The organism is Aquimarina sp. BL5 (genome assembly GCF_003443675.1).
GTDB lineage: Bacteria > Bacteroidota > Bacteroidia > Flavobacteriales > Flavobacteriaceae > Aquimarina.
In genome coordinates this window covers 2,814,116-2,839,581 of sequence record NZ_CP031963.1, presented here as the reverse complement: position 1 = coordinate 2,839,581, position 25,466 = coordinate 2,814,116, and the positions used below count along the sequence as shown (strand labels likewise).

Annotated in this window: 19 protein-coding genes; 9 read left to right on the top strand and 10 right to left on the bottom strand. The window is 33.8% G+C overall.

All coding sequences use genetic code 11. The annotated features are described in order from the left end of the window. The first annotated feature begins 27 nt into the window (after positions 1-27). Together D1818_RS12220 and D1818_RS12215 are read left to right on the top strand one after the other, a co-directional pair. The gene (locus D1818_RS12220) at positions 28-807 is read left to right on the top strand and encodes a hypothetical protein (protein ID WP_118459285.1); all 780 of its coding nucleotides are present in this window, start codon (positions 28-30) and stop codon (positions 805-807) included. A 34-nt stretch (positions 808-841) separates the two neighbouring features. Next, positions 842-1,621 (top strand): hypothetical protein, encoded by a 780-nt coding sequence (locus D1818_RS12215; protein ID WP_118459284.1) that lies wholly within the window; start codon positions 842-844, stop codon positions 1,619-1,621. A gap of 45 nt (positions 1,622-1,666) precedes the next feature. Here the strand turns inward: D1818_RS12215 and D1818_RS12210 are convergent, their stop codons facing one another. Together D1818_RS12210 and D1818_RS12205 are read right to left on the bottom strand one after the other, a co-directional pair. After that, positions 1,667-1,864 carry a cold-shock protein gene (locus D1818_RS12210; RefSeq protein ID WP_118459283.1) on the bottom strand — a complete coding sequence of 66 codons (198 nt, stop codon included), beginning with the start codon at positions 1,862-1,864 and terminating at the stop codon, positions 1,667-1,669. Positions 1,865-1,947: 83 nt separating this feature from the next. Further along, positions 1,948-2,205 (bottom strand): hypothetical protein, encoded by a 258-nt coding sequence (locus tag D1818_RS12205; protein WP_118459282.1) that lies wholly within the window; start codon positions 2,203-2,205, stop codon positions 1,948-1,950. 177 nt (positions 2,206-2,382) lie between these two features. Here D1818_RS12205 and D1818_RS12200 point away from each other — a divergent pair, with 177 nt between their 5' ends. Further along, positions 2,383-4,332, top strand: coding sequence for an alpha-amylase family glycosyl hydrolase (locus tag D1818_RS12200; RefSeq protein ID WP_118459281.1), 1,950 nt, complete (start codon positions 2,383-2,385; stop codon positions 4,330-4,332). 97 nt (positions 4,333-4,429) lie between these two features. On the opposite strand, the gene D1818_RS12195 is transcribed toward D1818_RS12200, so the two are convergent. Together D1818_RS12195 and aspS are read right to left on the bottom strand one after the other, a co-directional pair. Next, the gene (locus D1818_RS12195) at positions 4,430-6,214 is read right to left on the bottom strand and encodes a chloride channel protein (protein ID WP_118459280.1); all 1,785 of its coding nucleotides are present in this window, start codon (positions 6,212-6,214) and stop codon (positions 4,430-4,432) included. Positions 6,215-6,280: 66 nt separating this feature from the next. Next, positions 6,281-8,029 carry an aspartate--tRNA ligase gene (gene aspS / locus D1818_RS12190; protein ID WP_118459279.1) on the bottom strand — a complete coding sequence of 583 codons (1,749 nt, stop codon included), beginning with the start codon at positions 8,027-8,029 and terminating at the stop codon, positions 6,281-6,283. A 244-nt stretch (positions 8,030-8,273) separates the two neighbouring features. Here aspS and D1818_RS12185 point away from each other — a divergent pair, with 244 nt between their 5' ends. Together D1818_RS12185 and D1818_RS12180 are read left to right on the top strand one after the other, a co-directional pair. After that, the gene (locus D1818_RS12185) at positions 8,274-11,204 is read left to right on the top strand and encodes a SusC/RagA family TonB-linked outer membrane protein (RefSeq protein WP_118459278.1); all 2,931 of its coding nucleotides are present in this window, start codon (positions 8,274-8,276) and stop codon (positions 11,202-11,204) included. Positions 11,205-11,214: 10 nt separating this feature from the next. Next, complete coding sequence (locus D1818_RS12180) at positions 11,215-12,555, top strand: RagB/SusD family nutrient uptake outer membrane protein (protein WP_162897277.1); 1,341 nt, start codon at positions 11,215-11,217, stop codon at positions 12,553-12,555. A gap of 74 nt (positions 12,556-12,629) precedes the next feature. Here the strand turns inward: D1818_RS12180 and D1818_RS12175 are convergent, their stop codons facing one another. Genes D1818_RS12175 through D1818_RS12160 form a run of 4 tightly spaced genes read right to left on the bottom strand, consistent with a single transcriptional unit; the run spans position 12,630 to position 19,322 of the window. Continuing rightward, positions 12,630-16,172 carry an efflux RND transporter permease subunit gene (locus D1818_RS12175; RefSeq protein ID WP_118459276.1) on the bottom strand — a complete coding sequence of 1,181 codons (3,543 nt, stop codon included), beginning with the start codon at positions 16,170-16,172 and terminating at the stop codon, positions 12,630-12,632. A 6-nt stretch (positions 16,173-16,178) separates the two neighbouring features. Then, positions 16,179-17,345, bottom strand: coding sequence for an efflux RND transporter periplasmic adaptor subunit (locus D1818_RS12170; RefSeq protein WP_118459275.1), 1,167 nt, complete (start codon positions 17,343-17,345; stop codon positions 16,179-16,181). A gap of 9 nt (positions 17,346-17,354) precedes the next feature. Beyond that, entirely contained in the window at positions 17,355-18,719 is a 1,365-nt protein-coding gene (locus D1818_RS12165) for a TolC family protein (RefSeq protein WP_118459274.1), read from the bottom strand. 3 nt (positions 18,720-18,722) lie between these two features. After that, positions 18,723-19,322, bottom strand: a complete 600-nt coding sequence (locus D1818_RS12160; protein WP_118459273.1) for a TetR/AcrR family transcriptional regulator — start codon at positions 19,320-19,322, stop codon at positions 18,723-18,725. Between the two features lie 182 nt (positions 19,323-19,504). On the opposite strand from D1818_RS12160, the gene D1818_RS12155 reads away from it, so the two are divergent. From D1818_RS12155 to D1818_RS12145, 3 genes are read left to right on the top strand one after another with little or no spacing between them, the layout of a single operon-like run. Next, on the top strand, positions 19,505-20,479 hold the full coding sequence (locus D1818_RS12155) for a polyprenyl synthetase family protein (RefSeq protein ID WP_118459272.1): 975 nt from the start codon (positions 19,505-19,507) through the stop codon (positions 20,477-20,479). Continuing rightward, positions 20,472-20,828 carry a hypothetical protein gene (locus D1818_RS12150; protein ID WP_120752391.1) on the top strand — a complete coding sequence of 119 codons (357 nt, stop codon included), beginning with the start codon at positions 20,472-20,474 and terminating at the stop codon, positions 20,826-20,828. The genes D1818_RS12155 and D1818_RS12150 overlap by 8 nt, the downstream gene beginning before the upstream one ends. Positions 20,829-20,843: 15 nt before the next feature. Continuing rightward, positions 20,844-21,470, top strand: coding sequence for a hypothetical protein (locus tag D1818_RS12145; protein WP_118459270.1), 627 nt, complete (start codon positions 20,844-20,846; stop codon positions 21,468-21,470). 14 nt (positions 21,471-21,484) lie between these two features. Here D1818_RS12145 and D1818_RS12140 read toward each other — a convergent pair whose 3' ends face one another. Next, complete coding sequence (locus D1818_RS12140) at positions 21,485-21,856, bottom strand: hypothetical protein (RefSeq protein WP_118459269.1); 372 nt, start codon at positions 21,854-21,856, stop codon at positions 21,485-21,487. Between the two features lie 141 nt (positions 21,857-21,997). Continuing rightward, positions 21,998-22,519 carry an alpha-ketoglutarate decarboxylase gene (locus D1818_RS12135; protein WP_233558507.1) on the bottom strand — a complete coding sequence of 174 codons (522 nt, stop codon included), beginning with the start codon at positions 22,517-22,519 and terminating at the stop codon, positions 21,998-22,000. 114 nt (positions 22,520-22,633) lie between these two features. Between D1818_RS12135 and D1818_RS12130 the strand changes: the two genes are divergently transcribed. Then, complete coding sequence (locus D1818_RS12130) at positions 22,634-25,417, top strand: 2-oxoglutarate dehydrogenase E1 component (RefSeq protein WP_118459268.1); 2,784 nt, start codon at positions 22,634-22,636, stop codon at positions 25,415-25,417. Positions 25,418-25,466 lie beyond the last annotated feature (49 nt).

Sequence of the window (25,466 nt, the reverse complement as noted above, 5' to 3'; positions counted from 1 at the left end):
TACGTCTTTTTTGTAGAATCAACTTGAATGCAAAAGGCGCTATATTTTGTGATTTCTCTATTAAGTTTTGTTGGGTTTTCTCAAGATCAAGACATACTACGTGGTAAAATAAGAATGGACACACTCCCATCTAAATCCATAAACATCATAAATGTTACTAAGGGTATTGGAACGATTAATGATCGCGCTGGTTTTTTTCAGATAAAAGCTACAAAAGGAGATACAATTATCTTCTCTTCTGTCCAGCATCAACAAAAAGCACACATTGTTACTAAACAAGATTTAAAAAAGGCTGATCTATTCATTCAATTAGAAGTTAAAGTAAATGAATTAGATGAGGTTACGATTTCACAATACAATCTTTCTGGAGAAGTCAAAGAAGATGTAAAAAGTATAAAAACCTATGAAGACAAGCTACCAATGTTTAATGCAAAAATGTTAGACGAAACTCCATTTGTTCACGAAAAAGGAGCTGCTACAGTAAGGAATACTACGGTGGATCACAGAAAGAATGCAACAGCTTTTAATTTTATTGCAGCCGGTAGAATGGTTGCAAGTCTTTTTAAGAAAAAAGATAATCGAAAATCAAAAGAGATACGTATTCCAGAGGTGTCGGATTTTTATAACAGTGATTTCTTGGTAAATGAATTAAAAATACCCGAAACCGAGTTGTATAATTTTCTTGACTATATAAATCTGCAGTCTGAAACAAATGAAATACTTAAATCTGGAAACAAATTAATAATTCTTGAATATTTAATTAATCAAAGTAAACTTTTTAATAGTAATAATGGTTTGAAAAATTAAAGACTGATACTACCATATATTATTCTAATAACGAATGCAGAAAATCACTTACGTTTCTTTCTTATTAATTACTTTTTCAAGTTTTAGTCAGAAATCTTCTGAGCTTAAAGGAAGGATCATTGCAGCTGCATTGGAATTAGAATTCGTAAATATTGTAAATCTTACCAAGGAAATAGGTGCCGTAAATGATGAATCAGGATATTTTGAAATACTTGCAAATGTAGGAGATGCAATTGTGTTTTCTTCTGTTCAATTTCAATTAAAAAAGTATATCGTAGAAGAAGAAGATTTACAATTGGGTAATTTGCTCATTTTTTTGGAACCAGCCATTAATGAATTGGATGAAGTGCACATATCTCAATATTCTTTATCCGGAGATATACAAAAAGATATTCAAGAAATTCCAACGTATGAGGATAGATTACCACTATGGAATGCGGCTCAGATTAAGAAAATGGGGTTTGTTTGGCAAGATGATGCTCAGTCACCAGTAAAAAATATTGCTCTAGGAGGAGGCAGTAGCCAAGCCTCTGTGTCAATCGATTTGGGACTAGTAATTAATCTAATTTCTGGAGTATTTAAAAATAAATCAATACAAATTGATTCAAAAACTCATGCCCTGGATTTTTATAAAGAAGATTTTTTTATTAAAGAATTGAAGATTCCTGAAACTGAGTTTTATAATTTTCTAGATTTCCTAGATGAAGAAACAGGAATAAAATTTATTCTTATGTCAAACGATAGTCTAAGAATATTAGAATTTTTGATATATCAAGGCGATAAGTTTAAAGAAAAATATAATATTGGTGAATAAAAAAAGCGCTATAAATAGCGCCAGTGAAACTTAAAGATTTTTATCTTAATCGTGAATTACGCGAACTTGTGCTGCGATAATTCCTTTTCTTCCTTCTTCTTCCTGGTACTCTACTTTGTCACCTTCATTAAGTGCTTCGCCATTTAATCCTGAAGCGTGTACAAAGATGTCTTTTCCTGTTTCGTCGTTGGTAATGAACCCGTAACCTTTGGATTCATTGAAAAATTTTACTGTTCCTTCCATTGTAATGAGATAATAATATGAGTTATAAAGGTAACTTTTAAAACAATAAAATTTGTTATCAAAATGTAAATATTTGCAGAATTTTAGTTTTTGTCAGATTTTTCTTTATTATTAAAATCTCTCATTTTTTTGATATTTTCTTCGGTTAACATATAGTCTTTTACATTTTTGTTTTTCCACCTATGATAGATGAATAAAGGCATTAGAATAAAAGTAGCACCCAATATTCCGATTCCAACCCATTTATCTCCATTGGTGTGATCTCCTGAATTCTTATAATAATACCCAACAGCAACAAGAATAACAACAGCGATAAATAATATTCGAATAAGGTATTTCATGATATATGATTTACTTTTTTTAGTGATTTTAGGGTAATTTATTAACAATCAAAGGTTTTCGTAAAAACTTAATCTAATAGATTTATAAAAAAGCCGTTTTCCAAAATGTGATTCAAATTTAAACTAATTCGACTTTATACATAAATCAAACACAAACTAAAATTAAAAATTCGCACAATGAAAAAAAGTTTACTAATTGTAGTAATAGCAATACTTTCTACAGTAAAATGGGGTTATTCGCAAGTTGATAAGAATCTACCATTTATATGGGAGAGCGCAACAGTTTATTTTGTCCTTACGGATCGTTTCGAAAATGGAGACACTACGAATGATCTTGCATATAGTAGACCACAAGATGGTCCGCCATTAAGAAATTATGAAGGAGGAGATCTTCAGGGACTAATTAACAAGATAGAAGAAGGATATTTTGATGAGTTAGGAGTAAATGCTCTTTGGATTACGCCACCTATCGAAAATATTTATGGGTCAGTTCCGGGAGCCGGATATGGGTTTCATGGATATTGGGCAAAAGATTGGACGAACATAGATGCTAATTTAGGAACCAATGCGCTTTTTGGGACTTTTGTAGATATTGCTCATGAGCACGGAATTAGAGTATTACTCGATGTGGTGTTAAATCATGTTGGGCCAGATACCAGTACGGATCAGAATCAATCTTGGCCAGACGAATGGGTACGAAGAGATCCTGATTGCAATTTCCAAGGTCCTGAAGGCACAATACCTTGTGAGTTAGTTAATAATCTACCAGATATTAGAACAGATTCTAATGAGAATGTGAGTGTACCAGGTTGGTTATTGGATAAATGGGATCAGGAAGGTCGAAAAGAGATACAGGAAACGGAGCTCAATGACTTCTTTACAAGAACTGGAAAAACTAGATCTCCTAGAAATTATATTATCAAATGGTTAATCGATTATATTAGAAAATACGGCGTTGACGGATTTAGAGTGGATACAGTTAAACACGTGGAAGAAGATGTTTGGAAAGAACTAGAAACTGAAGGTGTTATTGCTTTAAGAGAATGGAAGGCTAATAATCCTGATAAAAAATTAGATGATCTTGATTTTTGGATGACAGGTGAAGTTTTTAATTACAACGCTCCAACTATGGGAAGAAACTTTACAGGAGACGGTTTTAATGTGGATTACTATAATAATGGTTTTGCAAATTTGATCAACTTTGAGTTTAGGTTTAATGCAAATGACGGATTAGAAAGTATCTTTAGTAGATACGATAATCTATTACAAAATCAACTTGTAGATGGCAAAAGTGCTATGAATTTTTTAACGAATCACGATACTGAAGAGGTGTTTGATCGAGATAGACAAAAAACTTTTGAAGCAGGAACTAAGTTATTATTGACCCCAGGACCGGCACAGATTTATTATGGAGATGAAACCGCTAGAACATTAACACCAGGAGGAGGTGCCAGTGGAGATGCTACGCTAAGATCTAATATGAATTTTGATGAATTGAATAATTCAAACTCATTAGCATCCCAAACCTTAAGACACTTTCAGAAAATCGGGAAGTTCAGAAGAGAACATGTTTCCGTAGGAGCAGGGAAGCATAATAAATTACAGGATAGTCCATATGTATTTAAAAGAGAGTATAATAAAAATGGTATTCAGGATGAAGCCCTTGTGTATACTGGTAACGATAATGATTTTACCGGAGCATTAGATGTGTTCGGAATTTGGGATGATGGAACAGAATTACAAGATTACTTTTCTGGGACGTTTGCAACAGTTTCCAATGGAACCGCTACATTCGGAACAACGTTTGGATTAGTATTAATCGGAGAGCCTACATCTAGAACACTTGGAGTTGATGAAGTTGATACATCGAATCTGGATTTTGTAAAAGCTTGGCCTAACCCTTTTACAAATTCATTAAAAGTTTCTTTTCAATTAGCCGACATAAAATTGAACGAGGTAGAAGTAGCAATGTATGATATTTTGGGTAAAAAAGTTCTAGGAAATGAACAGATTGATATACAACAAAATACTATTGATATTGCAGTGCCTAATCTCACAAAAGGAATGTATTTGATGAAAATAGCTTTTAATGGTAGAACACAAGTAGTTCAATTAATCAAAAAATAATTTCAATTTTATTAAGTGTTAAATAACCTGTTAAAAATTAGTTTTTAGCAGGTTTTCTTTTGTATTAATTATAACGATTAGTGTAAAGGCAGTTAATTTATCTTGTGAAGTTAATAAGTTTTCTTCTGTAGGCAGTTAATAATTTGGATTTAGAGATAAAACCGTGATATTTTCCATTTTTAATGACAGGTAAGTTCCAGGCTCCAGTATCCTGAAATTTACGCATGGCAGTTTTAGGGTTATCATCTTCATAAATAATAGCTGTAGCTACTTGTGTCATTACCATTTCTACAGTGGTTTTATGATATAAAGAAATGTCAAACATAATATCTCTTATATCATCAAGTGTCACGATTCCTATCAAAATATTAGATTCATCAATAACGGGAAATAAGTTTCTATTAGATTTAGCCACTGCTTCGCTCAGTAAGTGCTTCAGTGTATGTTCTGGGTTTACAGGGATGAAATTAGTTTCTATACAATCATCTAGTTTCATAAGAGTGAGTACAGTTTGATCTTTATCGTGAGTAAGTAAATGACCTTGCTCTGCTAATTCTCTAGTATAAATATTATGTTCAATTCTATTTTTTGAAATAATAAACGATATCGCTGTCGTTATCATTAGTGGTACAAACAGTTCATAACTGGAAGTGATTTCCGCGATAAGAAATATCGAAGTAAGAGGAGCGTGTAACACACCAGCAATTAATCCTGCCATTCCTAATAAGGTAAAGTTAGCTTCAGATACTTGAAACCCCATACCTAGATTATTTATGATTTTAGAAACCACATTACCTAACGCACTACCCATAACCATTGTAGGAATTATAATTCCTCCTGATCCTCCCGCGGCAAAGGTAGCTGTCATTGCAATAGCTTTGAATATTGTTATTCCCGTTAATAATCCTATGATCATCCAAATATTACTGGTCATGTTATCAAAAGGAGTATTTCCAATTGCCGCTAAGTGATTTCCATTAAGAAGATCATTTATAAAACCTAATCCTTCTCCATAAAGGGGAGGAATAAAATATAGCATACCTCCGATAGCAAAACCACCTATTAATAAGCGATGAATTTTTTTTGGAAAGCGATCAAAAAAATGCAAAATACCAAAATACATTTTAGTAAAATAAATAGAAGCAATAGCAGTCCCAACTCCTAGAATTATATAAAAAGGGGTGTCATAAATATCAAACTTTTCTATAACATCAAAACTAAATAATACTTCATCTCCAAGAAAGAAATAAGACGTAATGATCGAAGATACAGATGCAAATAATAATGGTAATAATGAGGCTAGGGTTAGGTCAAGACTAAATACTTCTACAGCAAAAACCAAACCGGCTAAAGGGGATTTAAATACTGCAGAGATAGCACCTGCTGCAGCGCAACCGATTAATAAAAATCGAGTTTTACTATCTAGTTTAAATAACGAACTAATATTTGAACTCAAAGTTGAACCCGAGCCAACTGCGGGCCCTAATAAACCAACAGAACCTCCAAATCCAACGGTTATCGGAGCGAGGAGGAGTGGTAAATATCCGCTTAATGGTTTTATCTTCCCCTCTTTTTTGGAAAGAGAATATAAAATCAAAGGAATGGCTGATTTTACGTCTTTTTTGATTATAAATTTAGTAATAACATATACAATAAGAAGTCCAATTATCGGAATGACAAAATAGAATGACGTTTGCCAAGAAATGATATCACTTTCCAGAACTACCTGGATTAAATGCGTGATATTCTTAAGAAGAAGAGATATAAGACCAGCACAGAATCCAACAAATATACTTAGTATAAGGACAAAGTTTTTATTAGAAATATGACGATATCGCCAAATCAAAAACCTATGAAGCAGTGTCTTTTTTTTAGTTGGCATGTATAGGTTAGTCTTGGTTTAGACTAAAGGTAACAAAAAATCCCGCTTTTGGCGGGATGTTTTGTTTTATAAATCTAGTTGAATATGTAATTCCTTAAGTTGTTCTTTATCAATATTAGCAGGAGCATCGATCATTACATCCCGACCACTATTGTTTTTGGGGAATGCTATAAAATCCCTAATGGTTTCCTGGCCTCCAAGAATAGCAACCAATCGATCAAACCCGAACGCAATTCCTCCGTGCGGAGGAGCACCATATTGAAATGCATCTAGTAAGAAACCAAATTGTTCTTTCGCTTCTTCTGGAGTAAACCCTAAATGATCAAACATTAACGCTTGGGTTTCTTTATCGTGAATACGAATGGATCCTCCACCTATTTCATTTCCATTTAAAACTAAGTCATATGCATTAGCTCTAACATCACCCGGTTTAGAATCTAAAAGAGGGATATCTTCTGGTTTTGGAGAAGTAAAAGGGTGGTGCATTGCATGATAACGCTCTGTATCTTCATCCCATTCTAATAAAGGAAAGTCTACTACCCACAATGGAGCAAATTCTTCTGGATTTCTCAAGCCTAGTCGCTCAGCAAGTTCCATTCTTAAAGCACTTAATTGTCCTCTAACCTTAGTAGCATCCCCCGAAAGTACGCAAATAAGATCTCCAGCTTTTGCTCCAGTAACTTCTGCCCATTTTGAGAGATCTTCTTGATCATAGAACTTGTCTACAGAGGATTTGAAGCTTCCATCTTCATTGCATTTAGCATATACCATTCCAAGTGCTCCTACCTGTGGGCGTTTTACCCAATCAATAAGCTTATCGATCTCTTTTCTTGTATATGAAGCGCCACCCGGAACTGCAATTCCAACAACCAATTCGGCATCGTTAAAAACCTTAAAGTCTTTATGTTGGGCAACCTTATTAAGTTCTCCGAATTTCATTCCGAAACGAATATCCGGTTTATCATTACCATACGTGCGCATAGCTTCATCATAGGTCATTCTTGGGAAATCACTAATTTCCTGACCTTTTATATCCTTAATCAAATGACGAGTAAGCCCTTCAAAAATATTCAAAATATCTTCTTGTTCTACAAAAGCCATTTCGCAGTCAATCTGTGTAAATTCTGGTTGTCTATCTGCTCGAAGATCTTCATCTCTAAAACATTTTACAATCTGGAAATACTTATCCATTCCACCAACCATAAGCAGCTGCTTAAAAGTCTGAGGAGATTGAGGTAATGCATAGAATTGACCTTCATTCATACGAGAAGGTACCACAAAATCACGTGCTCCTTCAGGAGTAGATTTGATAAGATATGGTGTTTCTACTTCAATAAATCCTTCTTCGGATAGATAGTTACGAACCTTCATCGCTACTTGGTGACGAAACATCAAACTATTTTTTACAGGATTTCTTCTTATATCCAGGTATCGATATTTCATTCTGATATCTTCACCACCATCAGTTTCATCTTCTATAGTAAATGGAGGAACCAGTGCTTCATTAAGAATTTGTAATTCTGTAACTAAAATCTCAATATCACCGGTTGGCATATTTGGATTTTTAGACTCACGTTCAATAACGTTCCCTTTAACCTGTATTACAAACTCACGACCCAGAGTTTTGGCCTTTTCTACAACATCTACGGGTGTACGTTCTTCATCAAAGATTAATTGAGTAATACCATATCGATCTCTTAGATCAACCCAAATCATAAAACCCTTATCTCGTGCTTTTTGCACCCATCCTGATAGGATAACTTCTTTATTAATATCTGAGGTGCGTAATTCACCACAAGAATGACTTCTATACATAGCTAGTTGTTAAGGCTGCAAAAATAAGAAGTTTAATATTAAATAGATGGAGTTTTTGCGAAAATGAAGGTCTTAAGTTAAAATGAATTTGGAATTTAAAAAATATGGTTTTACTATAAAAATATTATGGTTTTTACTTATATTTATTTGAAAGTCAATTAGTTCGGAACTAACATATGTTAGCTTTAACTTTTTTTTGTAAGAATGTTTTAATAGATTTAGCCAAACTTATAAACAAATCATTATGAAAAAAAAATCACAAATTAGCAAGGGGCTTTTGCTATTCTTGTTTTTCTTTCCGGTTGTGCTATTGGCACAAGAGACAATTACTGGAAAGGTAATTAATGAAGGTACTGGAGAAGGAGTACCTTTTATCAACATTGTGGAAGACGGAACTAGTAACGGAACTGCAAGTGATATTGATGGTAATTTTTCACTTACTGTCAGTAACCTTCCTGTAACATTGAGAGTGTTTTCTATCGGATTTACTACTAAAAAGGTTAACGTTGATAATGCGGGTGCAATTACAATTCAGGTAGAAGAGTCATTAGAAGCATTAGATGAGATAGTTGTTACCGGATTAGGTTCTTCTATTAAAAGGAAGAATCTAGCAAATGCAGTTTCTACTGTATCTTCAGAAGAGCTTGTTGGTAATACTAGTCAAACTACTGTAGACGGAGCGCTATATGGTAAAGTGACAGGGGTAAATATAACAGCTTCTTCTGGTGCTCCTGGAGGAGGATTTGCATTAAGATTAAGAGGGATATCTTCTATTAATGGAAATAATCAACCGTTAATTATTGTTGATGGTGTATATATAAACAACGTAGAGATTCCATCTGGATTACGTTTTGCATCTGGAGGAAACAGAGGAAATGAAGAGAATTCAGGAAATAGATTAGCGGATTTAGATCCAAACGATATTGAGAATATTGAAGTTTTAAAAGGATCTTCGGCTGCAGCCATTTATGGACAAAGAGGTAATGCTGGGGTAGTAATAATTACAACAAAAAGAGGTAAAGGAGGAAGGACTAAAATTAGTTTTAGTCAGGACACAGGAATTACCGTAATTCAAAATAGACTAGGACTTAGACCTTGGACAGCACAATCAGTAGAAGATACATTTGATGCTACAGAACGACAAAGGTTTGAAGATGCTATAGCTAATGGAGGTCTAATTGATTATGAAGACGAAATTTATGGAAATACAGGTTTTATTACCGATACAAGATTAAATGTAACAGGAGGAAATGAAAAAACGCAGTTTTATGTAGGTGGTTCTTTTCGTGATGAAGAAGGGATTATAAAAAATACAGGATTCGATAGATTGTCTTTAAGAGCAAATATTGATCATAAGATTTCTGATGTATTTGATTTTACATCTACTACCAACTTTGTTAGAAGTAACTCAAGCAGAAGTTTTACAGGTAATGAGAATGAAGGTGGATTAAGTTATGGTTACACCTTGGCATTTACGCGTCCTTGGGTTAATTTATTTCCTGATGCTAATGGGAATTACCCAAATAACCCAAATTATCCAGGAAATCCATTATTTGTAAGGGATCAGGCAAAAAATGAAGATACAAATAATAGAATCATCCAAGGATTTAAATTAAATACAAAGCTCTTTACGAATGAAAGAAATAGAGTTCGATTCCTAATTAATGGAGGTATAGATTACTTAGCAAATGAAACCTATGTTTTTGTTCCAAAGGAGCATCAAGCACAAGTAGGTGGGCAAGAAGGATTTATTTCTCAAGGTAAAAATAATTTTACTCAAATCAATGCTCAGGCTATTGCAATTTGGGATCACGATATGTTAGGTGATGATCTAGATTTAACAACACAACTTGGTATTACATACTTAGATCAAGAAGCTAATTTAGTAAATAGTAGAGGTTCTGATTTATCCGTTGGTCAAACTAATGTTGATCAATCTGTAAACCAGGTTATTGACCAGTTTTTATCTAGTGAAGAGGATTTTGGTTATTTTGGTCAAATAGAAGCTAACTATAAAAATCAATTCATAGCAACATTAGGGTACCGTTTAGATAAATCTTCTAGAAATGGTGATCCAAATGAGTTTTATGGATTTCCAAAAGCATCTTTAGCTGTAAATGTTTCTAGTTTTGACTTTTGGAATATAGAAGCAATGAACCAGTTAAAGTTAAGAGCTGCCTATGGTGAGACTGGAAATCCAGCTGCTTTTGGTGCAACTTTTACAAGTTTAGGTTCTTCTAATATTGGAGGAAACGGAGGTTCATCTGTTGCTGGTCTTAATGGAGATCCTGACGTTGAGCCAGAAACAGCTAGCGAATTCGAGGTTGGTTTTGATCTTGGATTTTTGAATAGTAGAGTTTCTTTGGAAGCAACGTATTATAATAAGAATGTTAAGGATTTGATCTTATCGAGATCTTTACCAGCATCATCTGGTTTTACTACAGAGACTACCAACTTAGCGGACTTAAAGAATGAAGGTGTCGAATTAGCTTTAAGAGCAGATGTACTTGATTCAGATAATTTTTATTGGAATACTGGGATTCAGTTTTACTTGAATAGATCCGAAGTAACGAGATTAGATGTACCTGCTTTTGCACAACCAGGTGCTGGATTTGGAACTGGATTGGGTACATTCTTTATAGAAGAAGGTCAGCCTGTAACACAGTTAGTGGGTAATATTGATGGGACTCTTACTCAAGTAGGAAACGTAGAACCAGATTTTCAAATGGCTTTTAATAATCAGCTTACCTTATTTAAACAATGGGATGTTTCATTCTTATTACAGTGGAAAAAAGGTGGAGATAACTTAAATTTGTCTAGATTCCTTACCGATTTAGGAGGAACAAGTCCTGATTTAGAAACTCCAGAAGGGCAGGCTCGTTTAGCAACTCCTGCAAATGCAGAACGTTTTGTTGAACCTGCAGGTTATGTAAGATTAAGAGAAGCTGCAATTTATTACCGTATTTCGTCGGATAATATTAAGTCACTTTTTGGAGATACTGTAAGTGATATTAAACTTGGGTTGTCTGGAAGAAATTTATTTACGATCACTGATTATAGTAGTTATGATCCAGAAGTTTCCGTAAATGGTGGAGCAGGTCTGTCTAGTGGTATCGAGGTAACTCCATTCCCAAGTTCGCAACAATTTTACTTGCATTTAAATGTTAATTTTTAATAGAAAGAAGATGAAAAATATATTTAAAATCGCGACTAGGTATGTAATTGTATTATTCCTTTTCGCTTTTGTAACTACTTCTTGTTCGATAGATGAGGTAGTTGATCCTAATGGTCCTAGTGTTGGAGGAGTTCTTGCTAATGCTACTGTTGCTCAATTAAATGAATTAGCAGTAGGTGTGGAGTCTACAACCAGAAATGGTTTAGGAGTAGATGTCACAGCAAGTGGAACTATGGCAAGAGAATTGTATTTGTTTGATGCAGATCCTAGAAATACTGGGGATTTGTTAGGTAAAGAAGGAATAACTCTTGATAATAACTCTTTTTATAGTACTTCTCAATGGAACGGGAGCTATAGATGTATTAAAAATGCTAATATTTTAATAGATGCAGCAAGCAATACTAGTACAGTTACAGATGCGGAAAGAAATGGTTATTTAGGATTCGCTAAGACAATAATAGCTTATGAATTAATTCAAATTTTGAAGTCTTATGGAATGGCTAGAGTAGATGTAGCTGATCCAAATAACTTGGGACCTCTTCTTGAAATCGGAGAAGTATTAACATTTGTCAGGAATTTATTGAATGAAGCGAATACAGATTTAAGTGCTGCTGGATCATCATTTGCATTTTCTTTAAGTAGTGGTTATGATGGTTTTAATACACCAACAACATTTGCTCAGTTTAATAGAGCAATATCATCAGTTGCAGCAGTTTATGATGGCGATGGAACTACAGCCTTAGCAGCATTGAATGCTTCGTATTTTAGTCTTTCAGGTGATTTGGATTTAGGTCCGAAGTATGTTTTTGGATTAGGCGGTGGAGGAGATCGAGCAAATCCTGTTTTTAGAGTTGCATCAGTCTCTGCAGCAGAACCTAATAATGGAGATCAAATTATTGTACACGATAGTTGGATTAATGAAGCAGAAGCTGGTGATACAAGAGTGACTACGAAGACTGCGGTTAGACCGGATCCAAGTATTCAGGATGGACTAACAGGAACTAATGAGACAAGGTTATATGTCTCTAATATATCTGATATTGATATTATTAGAAATGAAGAGTTAATTTTAGTTTACGCCGAAGCAAGTATATTAGCGAATAACTTACAAGATGCTGAGGATGCGCTTAATGTAATTCGTAATGCTGCTGGTTTAGCAGATTATGCAGGTTTACAAAATACAGCAGATTTAACAACTGAACTTTTAAATCAGAGACGTTATTCTTTATGGTCAGAAAACCATAGAATGTTTGATCTTAGACGATATGGATTGTCTAATACTTTGCCTATTGATAGAGCTGGTGATCAGGTGTTTAATGTTTTACCAATACCATTATCAGAAAACCTATAAACATAATAATATGTTGAGTAGTAGAAAACGCCGCAAATTTTGCGGCGTTTTTTGGTACAATTAGGTTTTCTCAATTATGTGGCTGAAGGTACAGGAACCTCAGTATTTCCATCACTTTCAAAATCTTGATCATTAATTATTATAGTATTTGCGCTTTTCTTTCCGCTAAATCTAGCTTTTACTTTATGTACAATAAAGAATAAACATGGTACAATAATAAGCGTAAGGAAGGTAGCGATGATCAATCCATAAATAACTGCCCAAGCCAATGGTCCCCAGAAAATTACATTATCTCCACCTATATAAATTTTTGGATCAAACGAAGAAAATAAAGAGAAGAAATCAATATTAAATCCAACCGCTAATGGTATCAAACCTAATACTGTTGTAATAGCTGTTAAAATTACAGGTCTAAGACGGGCTCTACCTCCTTTTACTATTAATTTCATCACTTCATCATTTGGTAGTAATTCTTTCTCGGGAACATTAAGTTCTCCCTTCTTACGATCGATCAATAATTGTGTGTAATCCAGTAATACTACACCATTATTTACTACAATCCCAGCAAGAGAGATAATCCCCATCATGGTCATCATAATTACGAAAGGAGCCCCTGTGATTAATATACCGCCAAAAACCCCAATAAAGCTAAGGAATATGGCAAGCATTATAATGGTGGGTTTTGAGATGGAGCTAAACTGAAAAATCAATATTAGCATTATTAATCCTAGTCCAGCGAAGAAAGCACCCATTAAGAAAGACATCTGTTTACCTTGTTCTTCAATTTGACCAGTATAATCAATTTTTACACCTCTGGGTAAATCGGTAAAACTAGCCATTTCGGTTTGAATTTGAGCTACAATAGCTCCAGCATCTGTATAGCCAGGTTGTAATCCAGAATACACCGTTACTACTCTTTTAGTATCTTTGTGCTTCACGGCACTAAAAGAAGAGGTGTTCTTTTTAGAAGCAACAGCGGAAACAGGAATCTCTTTAAGTCTACCGGTTGCCTGATCTCTAAACGTAATATTTTGATTGAATAAAGCACTGGTATTATAACGATCATTTTTATCAAAACGGACATATATATCGTAGTCTTCTCCTTCTTTTTTGTAAACACCAGCTTTTTCACCAAAAATAGAACGACGTAATTGATTTCCTACTTGACCTGCTGCTACTCCTAGTTCTCCAGCTTTTTGGCGATCAACCGCTACTTGCATTGCAGGTTTTCCTTTGTTTACATCTATTTTTAGTTCTTCGATACCCGGAATATTCTTTTCATTGATGAAGTTTCGCATACGTTCTGCTACATTAATCAATTCATCATAGTCCTTTCCTTCGATTTCGATGTTTATAGGATATCCAGCTGGTGGACCTACAGCATCTTTTTCTACGGAAATAGCAACTCCGGGATAAATTCCTTTTAAGGCATCTTGTACTTTTTGTCTAAGTACTTCAGAATCTTTTCCGTTTCTGAATTTGTATTCTCTCATCGCGGCAATAATTTTTGCACGATGTGGCATTTCTGCACTGCTACCTCCGTCTGTTAAGGGATTTCCGGCACCTTCTCCTACCTGAGATACAGCAGCTTCTACCAGAAAGTTATAATCTTCACCTTCAATATATTCCTGATCATTTATGATGGCATATACACGGTTTTCAATTTCTTTAGTAATCCTATTAGTTTTATCAATATCTGTTCCTTGTGGATATTCTATATAAACAATAATCTGATTAGGAGTGTTATCTGGAAAAAATTCGATTTTAGTGCGCTGACTTCCTACAGATGCACCAAACATCATAAATACAACAATGAGGAAAGCAAATGTTCCTAAAAAGAACATTGTAGGTCTCCATCCCTTTAATGCAAAAGATAAAAATCTTTGATAACTATTCTCTAACCAGGTTAAAATTCGTCTTTGGAAAAAATTTGCAGCACCTTTTAACAAGTATTTATAAATCCAGAACATAATCGCCGTAAAGATCATTAAAGTACCAAGTCCTCTCGCTGCACCTCCAACAATTAGAATAAAAATTCCGAATCCACCAAGTATAAGAGTTACTCTAATTAATTGCTTTAAGGTTAATACTTTTTCGCCAATCTCCATGAATCGTGAGACTAACATAGAGTTGATGAATATTGCAACAAATAATGAGGAACCTAATACTACAGAAAGCGTTATTGGAAAATATTTCATGAACTGCCCCATTACGCCTGGCCATAATGCTAGCGGAACGAAAGCGGCCACAGTAGTTAATGTAGAGATTATGATTGGGAATGCAATCTCACTGATACCTTTTTTAGCAGCTTCAATGCGAGACATTCCCTCTTCTTCCATTAGTCGATACACATTTTCTACAACCACAATACCATTATCTACCAGCATCCCTAATCCCATTATCAATCCAAATAGGATCATAGTATTCATGGTATATCCTAATAAAGATAGGATCATAAAAGACATAAACATGGACATAGGTATGGCAAATCCAACAAATAATGCGTTTCTAAACCCTAAAAAGAACATTAGAACACCTACGACCAAAATGATTCCAAAGATGATATTGTTAACCAAGTCATCTACCTGGTTAATAGTTTTAGATGACTGGTCGTTTGCGATACTTATGTTTAGATCGGTTGGGAATACATTTTCCTCGGCATCAGCAACGATTTTCAAGATTTTATCTGCGGCTTCTACCATGTTTTTTCCAGAACGTTTCTTTACTTCTAACATCACTACATTATCACCAAATTCTCTGGCATAAGTTGTTCGATCTTCTTCTTTAAAAGTTACTTTTGCTATATCTCGTAAATACACAGCTCCATCTTGGGATTTTACTACAAAATTATCTAATTCTGATGGTTGATCGATTTCTCCAAGAATTCTAATAGTTCTTCGTTGTCCACTGGTAATCATATTTCCGGCAGACATGGTAATGTTACCATTTCTGATAGTATTCAGTACATCGTCAAAACTCACTTTTGCAGCCATCATTTTATAGATATCAACAGCTACTTCTACTTCTTTTTCCTGTGCACCTCTAATATCTACGCCTTTGATCTCTTTTAGATCTTCAATTTCATCCTCGAGATATTCTCCAAACAACTTGAGTTTATCAACTGGATAATCTCCAGTAATATTGATGTTCATTATTGGAGTTTCTTCAGAGATACTCAAATCAAAAACATTAGGTTCTACCTTGGCTCCATTAAATGTCGGCCAATCTTCATTGGATTTTTCAGAATCTACCTCATCCTTAACCTTTTGTTTTGCTTGCGCTACGGTAAATTTTTCTTCGAACTCTACTGTTATGATTCCATAATCTTCCTGTGATGTGGATACGATTTCTACAACACCTCCAAGGTTTTTTAGTTTATCTTCTAATGGATCAACAATCAATCGCTCTATATCTTCTGCAGTATTTCCCGGATATGGAACACTAATATAAATTTTAGTTTCGTTGATCTCAGGAAAATTTTCTCTAGGCATAGAAAAGTATGCTGATAACCCTAAAACCAGGAATATACCAATCATTACATAGATTGTAGTAGGATTATCTATCGCCCAAGATGATAATCTAAACTCCTTATCTACTTTTTTCTTTTTAACTTCCATAGGATTTTAGTTTATGATTTCGACTTTTTGACCATCTTTAACACTTCTGGCTCCTTCACTTATGATAGCGTCGCCATTGTTAATACCCTCAAGGATTTCAATAAAATCCCCTTGTGTTTTTCCAGTTTTTACAATAGTACGTTTTGCTTCTGCAATATTGTTAGTGTTTTTTTCAGAAGTAACATATGCGTACTGATCTCCTTCAGAGTTTTCTGAGATGATACTTTGTGGGATCAGAATTGCTTTTACGCTGGTGTAATCATTGATTTTTACTTTGGCAGTAAGATTAGGTTTAATAACACCATCTTTATTTGGTACAGCTACTTCAACTGTAAATGAACGATTATTAGGATTTATATAATTACCAACTTGTCGGATTTTCGTGTCGATAGTTGTTCCAAGTATTGGAAAATGAACTTTTGCTTCTTTTCCTTTTACAATACTAGAGATGTAATTTTCAGGAACTTCTATCTCAATATACATGTCATTTAGGTTAACAATACGAATCAATTCTGTTTGCCCAGGAGCGACTACACTTCCTTGCTCAGCAATGACATCATCAACAATTCCAGAAAAAGGTGCAGTTACAACAGATCTGGCTAATTGTTGTTTCATCTGATTAACCCCATTTTTTGAAGATTCGTAATTCGTTTTTGCTTGTAAGTATTGAATTTCAGAACCTATTTTTTGTTCCCATAATTTTTTCTGACGCTCATAAGTAGTTTTAGCTAATTCTGCCTGAACTTCCATTTGAGCTACTTGTTGGCTAAGACCACCATCATCAATTCTAGCTAATGTTTGTCCTTTAGAAACACGTTGTCCTTCTTTGACCAATACTTTTAGTAGTGTTCCAGAAGTTTCTGGATATAAAACAATATTCTTTTTAGTTTCTACACTTCCTTGTAATTCTAAATAATGAGTAAACAAAGTGTCTTTTGCGCGTATCGTGGTAACCAACGGAAGTTTTTTGATGGTATCCAATGATGCAATTGCTTGATCTAATAGTTTTAATTTATCAGCAACGGCTTGCTGCTCTGCAACAACTTCACTTCTTTTAGCTCTAATAGCTGTTAAATCACCTTTTTCAATGACTTTTTCTATAGATTTTCCGCCTTCTTGCCCACAAGAAACGATAAGAAGAAATACAGATAATATGATAAGTATCTTTTTCATGGGTATATTTTAGTTTTTTGGTGTATTTAAAATTGATTCCAGTTTAGCTTTGTTATTTATGATTGTCAACATTGCTTGGAGTACTTCTTGCTGTACGCTGTACAACTGTAATTGAGCTTGCCTTAATTCAAAACTGGAAGCTAATCCTTCAGTATATTTGATTTGATTTTTGTTTTCTATTCTTTCCGCTAGAGAAAGGTTTTGTTTAGAAGTTTCATAAGTTTCTAAAGAAAGTTGATAATCGCTTAGTGTACTATTATATTGAAGCTGAATTTGCTGTTGCGCCTCTATAAAAGAAGTGTTTGCTTGTTCAAAAGCAATTCTGGCTCTCTGTGTCTTAGCGCTTCTTCCTAAAGAACTAAAAATGGGTATGTTAAGACTAACTCCTAAAACAGAAGATTGAAACCATCTTGTTTCACTTTCAAAAAACACGAAGTCATTATCGAAAGCGGCTGTTCCGTAATTAACAAAAGCAGATAAAGTTGGTAATGCTCTACTTTTCTCTAATTTTAACTCTAATCTTCGTTGTTCAGTTAACAGATATCCCAATCTGTAATCAATATTGTTTTCGATCATAAAGGGTTTTGTCCCTAAAGATTGATCTGTATTTTTAACAGTCAAATTATCAAGAGTATCTGATAAAACAGTATTAGAATCTACATCAACACCAATCGTAAGATTAAACATCTGTAATGCAATCTTGGCCAATCGTTTAGCGTTATTTAATTGGTTTGTGATTTGTAACAATGTAATCTGTAATTGTTCTACATCTTCTTCTTCTGCTAAGCCATTTTCGAAAATCTTCTTTCTTTCTTCATAGTTCTTCTCTAGTGCTTCTTTATTATTTTGAAGAATTTTTACACTTTCGTCTGATACTAAAACGCTTCCATATGCATTAATAACACTTTCACGCACTGTAAGCAGAGTTTTTTCCTCAGAGTCATTACTGAATTGTAAGAAACTTTTGGCTGCTTCTAATCCAACAAGATAGGATCCATCAAACAAAAGCTGTGATAATGTGGCGGTTGCTGAGGCCTGTTGTTGAGGTGTGAAAAATTCTTGAAACTGACCATCAATAGGTTGCCCCGTATCTTCATCAATTGCCGGAAATAAAATCGGTTGTTGTTTTAGTTGATTTTGATAATCAATTGCTGCACTAATTTGTGGTAGCCCGGTTGCCGTAGTTTCCCATTTTTGTTTTAAGGCTTTAGCCACATCACGCCTGGCGTTGATGGACTGATAACTATTCTCTAGTGCAAATTCAATAGCTTCATCTAGTGTAAAGGAATACTGAGAGGAAACTGGGGTTTCCTGTGCAAAACCAAATACTGTGAATAGGCTAAAGAAACATAAAGACCAAAGGTTGTTTCTCATAATTTATTGTTCTTTTATTAGCTTGTTTAAAATTTTTAATCCTTTTTCTGTGGCAATACCACGTACGTGATACTCTAAGTAATCTGCCATTAACTTTGATACCGGAAAACCTTGTCTTGGAAACATTTCCTGATCTTTTATTCCGATCATTCCCATAAAATAGAGTCTTGATATAATTTGAATATCAATATTCTCTCTAAAAACTCCCTTTTTGATGCCTCTTTCGAGATTTTCGATAACGCATTCTTGCATAGTTTCGAATTGCTTTACTTTAAGGTTATTATGTATTTTTGGGTAATACTTTTGAAGCTGGTATTGAGGAGATGTTTTCTCATCCTTCAAGTGATACATTACAAAAGCTTTGATCGCATATAATTCTTCAATAGGTTCTTTATTTTCTTCTAAAATAGCATCTATACCATCACTAATTGTACAAAACAGATGGTCAGTAGTAGCTTCCACCAATTTTGTTTTATTCTGAAAATGTGCATAAATAGTTTTCTTAGAAATCCCCATTTCCGAAGCAAGATCATCCATAGTAACGCTTTTGAAACCAAAGTTCAAAAACATATCATTTGCTTTTTCTATTATTTTTTCCTTCATCTAAGGGTAATTTTAGTTTGGCAAATATATATCAGGAAACTTTAAAAACATTAAAAGTTTCCTAAGTTTCACAATTTTTTAACATTGCCTTAATGTTCTGTTTATTAGCTAAATAGTGGTGAAGTTGATTTTTAGCATATCTCAATTGAAAAGATTCATTTACTTTAGCATAAAAAATTACAGTGCATACCATTTCAGATTATCAAGGATATTTTTTAGACTACCTATCAAGAAATACAATACAAAAAGAGCCAAAAAACCTTTATGAACCTATCTCATATATTCTAAATCTTGGAGGAAAAAGGCTTAGGCCAACATTAGTATTAATGACTTCTGAAATTTTCGGAGGTTCATACCAAAAAGCACTTGATGCAGCTTTGGCGATAGAAGTTTTTCATAACTTTTCTTTGATACATGATGATATTATGGATGATGCTCCATTGCGCAGAGGTAAGGAAACAGTACACGAAAAATGGGATATTAACACAGGTATTCTTTCAGGAGATGCTATGTTGATTAATGCGTACCAGCTTTTCGAAAACTATAGCGGAGATACATTTAAAGAATTAGCTAAATTATTCACTAAAACTGCTATAGAGGTATGTGAAGGGCAGCAGTATGATATCGATTTTGAAACTAGAGACGATGTCACCATTCCGGAGTATCTAAAAATGATTGAGTATAAAACGGCAGTACTAGTTGCTGCTGCAATGAAGATGGGTGCAATCGTAGCCAATGCTTCTGAAACTTGTAAATGCTCTATTTATGATTTTGGGAGGTTGTTAGGTCTTGCATTTCAATTGCAAGATGATTATTTGGATGCGTTTGGTGATCCGGCTACGTTTGGCAAACAAGTTGGTGGAGATATTATTGAAAACAAAAAGACTTTTCTGTATCTTAAGGCAATGGAAGATGCAGATAGTAGTGTGAAAAAACAGTTAGAAGGTTTGTTTTCTTTAAACCCTGAAAATCCGTCAGAGAAGATTCAGACTGTTAAAGGTATTTTTGAAACTACTGGAGCTAAAGAGAAAACAAGATTGGAAATCGAAAAATATACAAATAAGGCTTTTAAGGTTTTGGATAATTTGTCTATTTCAGAAGATAAAAAGAAAGTTTTGCAAGCTTTTGGGGAGCAATTAATGAATAGAAGTGTCTAAACACCCAAATATTGTATCGGTTGAGCAGTTAATGGAACAGGTTGGGGGATCTGATCTATATCCTCAATTAATTTTACAACTTCAGAAAGACCTTAATAGAGCTGGTATTGATTATGAAATAAACAAGAACTCAACTTTTAAAGAACTCTTTTTAGATATTGAACAATTGCTTTTAGAAAAAATAAACAATGCATTTAATGATTTTTTAAATTTATTATATGCTGTTGATGTTTCAGAGAGAGAGATAAGAAATTGTGATTCGGAAGAAAGTGTTGCTGTCGGACGATATGCGACATACTTAATTTTGAAAAGAGAATGGCAAAAAATATATTACAGAAATATATTATGAAAATTTATTAAACCTATGAGGCTTTATAGTGGTATCTTATTTTTGTTTGTATTAAATGTTGGATATTGTCAGGATGTTTTTGATAAGACCAATGATGTTTATGAGGCTTTCTTAGGAAGAATAACTGATAAGGATACTCTAATAGAAAACAGGACAAAATATTATAAATGTTCTGAAGATTTGTCCGGAAGAATTGAGTTTTATTATCAAAATAAAGAGTTACTATTAATGACTCATGTTTATAAACAAGGTTTTGGTAATGAAACATTTTTAGAAAATTATTTTATTGAGAATGATACGCTAAGAATAAAGACTTCAATTTCTGAAGAAACCTATATGAATACCTTGTATAAACAAAGTAGTCAGGGGGTATCATCAACAAGTGTAGAGAAGGTAATTGAAGTTACAGAACAACGAATGTTTTTTAAAAATGAGCATAGTAATACATGCTTTGAGAGGAAACACGGAGAAAAACTCTCAGAGTGGGATTCGGAGTATTTTAATGCTCTTGCATTTGAAAAAGGCAAATGCATTGAGGATGCTGAAGAAATACGTTATAAGTATAGGTTACTCAGAAAGGCTGAGAAGAAATTAGTGAATTATTCTAATCAAAAACGTAAATGTATTTTTCATATCTGGTAGCCTGATTTAGTTTTTTAAAAATCAGATACTTGGGTGTTTGTTTTTTTGTTGTTCTTTATTATTTTAACAGATTCGAATTTAAGATCAGTCGATCCGGTAAAAGTTTTACCATTTCTTACATTCATAAATTTCCAATGATAACCCGAATCAGTTAATGTTATAGGAGATATAGCAATAGAAGATATAGAGATACCAAGGTGTTTTTCTATGATAGTATTAATTTTCCCTTGCACCTTTGGGTCGTTTACTTCATTTAATCCTTTTTGTTCTTTCTTTACATAATAAGGATTGTTAGCAGGATCAAATTTTGTGGTAACAGTCTTTTTGTTACTGGAGCAAGATGACATGGCTATCCCAATGGATAGCATTAGAATATATTTTTTCATTGTATTTTGGGGTTTTAATCGTAAATAATACCTAAAAATAGAGAAAATACAGTAAATCCATTGTTATTCTGCTGGATATTAGATAACTGGTATTTTTTCATAGATAAAAAACGCACTTTTGATGATGTTATTATATTTTTTTTAGAAAAATACTCTGATAAAAGGAGCATATGCACTGGCATAAATACTTTTATCATCATCATATAAAACATCATAACGAAGACCAACACTTACAAAACCAACTCTATAACCTGCTCCAATAAATAAGGCAGGATACCAATAATCGTCATTAATATCTAGTCCTTCAATCTCAAAACTTCTACTAACCCCCATTTGCTCAAATTCTGCAGATAGTTGTAGTGAAGGGAAGGGATTGTATAATGTGATTAGGCTAGCACCATAATTGGTGGCGGTAAAATTGCGTGAATCTGTATATCCAAAGTTAAGTCCAAACCCCATACTGAATTGATTATTAAAATCATAGACCGCAGAAGGAGCTAGGATGCCATTAAAAGTGTCATTAGTAAACCCAATTCCGATATTCCCTCCAATTCTAACGTTGGACCAAAAATTATCATCTTGAGAATACCCATTTTGTAAGGAAAAGAAAATTAAAGAAACTAAGATCAAGAATCTGATTTTCTGAATAAGAAACACTTTCATTGTTAAATTTATAAAAAAATGTTACAATAAATATATATAATTCGATACTCAATATACTGTAAATATTGTATTTTTGTGTTGTTTTATAATAAAAAGACGGTTGAATACTTACATATGGATAAATATTCATTTTTGAATGCGGCTAATACCGCATTTTTTGCAGATTTATATGATCAATATTTGCAAAACCCAGATAGCGTAGAACCTAGTTGGAGAGCATTTTTTCAAGGATTTGATTTTGGATTAGAGAGTGCAGATGACTCCGGTGAAACCATTTATATAGAAAAAGACTCGAAGGAAACAGTTACAGTTCCCGAGAATGTTCAAAAAGAATTTCAGGTAGTACGCCTTATTGATGCCTACAGAACTCGTGGACATTTATTCACCAAAACAAACCCAGTAAGAGAACGAAGAAAATATCATCCTTCTCTAGCATTAGAAAACTTTGGCTTAAGTCAAGGTGACCTTAATACTGTTTTTAATGCTGGAGAGATTATTGGTGTAGGTCCTAATACGCTAAGTAATATTATTGTTCATTTAGAGCAAATATACTGCGATGCTATTGGGATTGAGTACATGTATATTCGTAATCCGGAAGAAAGAGAATGGATACAAAGTCGCGTGAACTTTAATACCAATAGAACTAAATTTTCTTCAGACCAGAAAAAACATATTCTTAAGAAACTAAATCAAGCAGTTTCTTTCGAAAGTTTTTTACATACTAAATATGTTGGTCAAAAGCGCTTTTCTCTGGAAGGAGGAGAGTCATTAATTCCTGCTTTGGACGCTTTAGTAGAGAAGGCGGCAGATATGGGAGTTAAGGAATTTGTTATGGGGATGGCACATCGTGGTCGTTTAAGTACATTAACAAACATTTTTGGAAAAAGCCCTAAAGATATCTTTAGTGAGTTTGATGGTAAAGATTATGAGGAAGCTGTTTTTGATGGAGATGTGAAATACCATTTAGGATGGACTTCTAAACGTGAAACCGATTCTGGTAAAGCAATTAATATGAATATTGCTCCAAATCCATCACATTTAGAAACAGTTGGTGCAGTTCTAGAAGGTATAGCTAGAGCAAAACAAGATAAATATTATAAAGATGATATCTCACAAGTTTTACCTATTGTAGTTCATGGTGATGCTGCAATTGCAGGACAGGGACTGGTGTATGAAATAGTGCAGATGGCACAATTAGATGGATATAAAACAGGGGGTACTATTCATATTGTGGTGAATAATCAGATAGGATTTACTACTAACTATTTGGACGCACGTTCATCTACTTATTGTACAGACGTTGGTAAGGTTACATTATCTCCAGTACTTCACGTAAATGCAGATGATGCTGAGGCAGTAGTGCATGCAACCAATTTTGCATTAGATTTTAGAATGAATTTTGGACGTGATGTGTTTATTGACCTTTTAGGATATAGAAAATACGGACATAATGAAGGAGATGAACCTCGTTTTACACAACCTAAATTATATAAGGCCATAGCCAAGCACAATAATCCAAGAGATATTTATGCAGAAAAGTTGATTTCTGAAGGTATTATCAATAAGGATTATGTAAAAGAGCTTGAGAAAGAATATAAAGCATCCTTAGAAGAAGAATTAGAAGATTCCAGAAAGTTAGAAAAAACTGTAATCACTCCATTTATGCAAGATGAATGGGCTGGTTTTACTAGAGTTCAGGAAGATGAAATGATGGCGGTTGTTGATACTACTTTTGCTAAAGAAGATCTTACTGAAATTGCAGAAGTGATCACTAAATTACCTTCTGATAAAAAGTTTCTTCGTAAAATAGAACGATTGATTGATCAAAGACATAAAATGTTTTTCGAGAAAGATCAATTGGATTGGGCTATGGGAGAATTGTTAGCTTATGGATCATTGCTTAAAGAAGGTTATGATGTTCGAATGAGTGGACAAGATGTAGAGAGAGGAACTTTTTCACATAGACATGCCGTTATAAAAGTTGAAGATAGTGAGGAAGAAGTATTGTTACTAAATAATTTGAAAGGCGATCAAGGAGATTTTTATATTTATAACTCTTTACTTTCTGAATATGGAGTAGTAGGGTTTGATTATGGGTATGCAATGGCTAGTCCGAAAACCTTGGCTATTTGGGAAGCTCAATTTGGAGACTTTAGTAACGGAGCTCAAATTATGATTGACCAATATATTTCTTCAGCAGAGGATAAGTGGAAACTGCAGAATGGACTGGTAATGTTATTGCCTCATGGATACGAAGGACAAGGAGCAGAGCATTCTTCTGCTAGAATGGAACGATATCTTCAGTTGTGCGCAAAAGATAATATGTTTGTCGCGGATGTAACAACACCAGCAAATATGTTTCATTTACTTAGAAGACAAATGAAAGCTGATTATCGTAAGCCTTTGATAATTTTTACACCAAAAAGTTTATTGCGTCATCCTAAAGTGGTTTCTTCTGTAGAAGAATTTGCTAATGGAAGTTTCCAAACCGTAATTGATGATCCAGTTGCTAAGGCAAAAGACACTAAAACCTTAGTGTTCTGTACAGGTAAGTTTTATTATGACCTTTTAGAAACTAAAGAAGAATTAAAAAGGGACGATGTAGCCCTTGTAAGGTTAGAACAATTATTTCCACTTCCAGTAAAAGAGATGGATGCCTTGATCAAAAAATATAAAGCAGATGATATTGTTTGGGCTCAGGAAGAACCTCGAAATATGGGAGCACTAAGTCATATATTAATGCATTATGATGATGCGAATACATTTAGATTTGCTAGCAGAAGACCCTATGGAGCACCTGCAGCTGGTAGTGCAACAAGATCTAAAAGAAGACATCAGGAAGTGATTGATTTTGTTTTTGATAAAACAAAGAACAACCAAAGACGAAAAAAGAAATAATAGGATAAAATAACTATAAATAGAAATATTTTCGCGAAAGCGATATAAG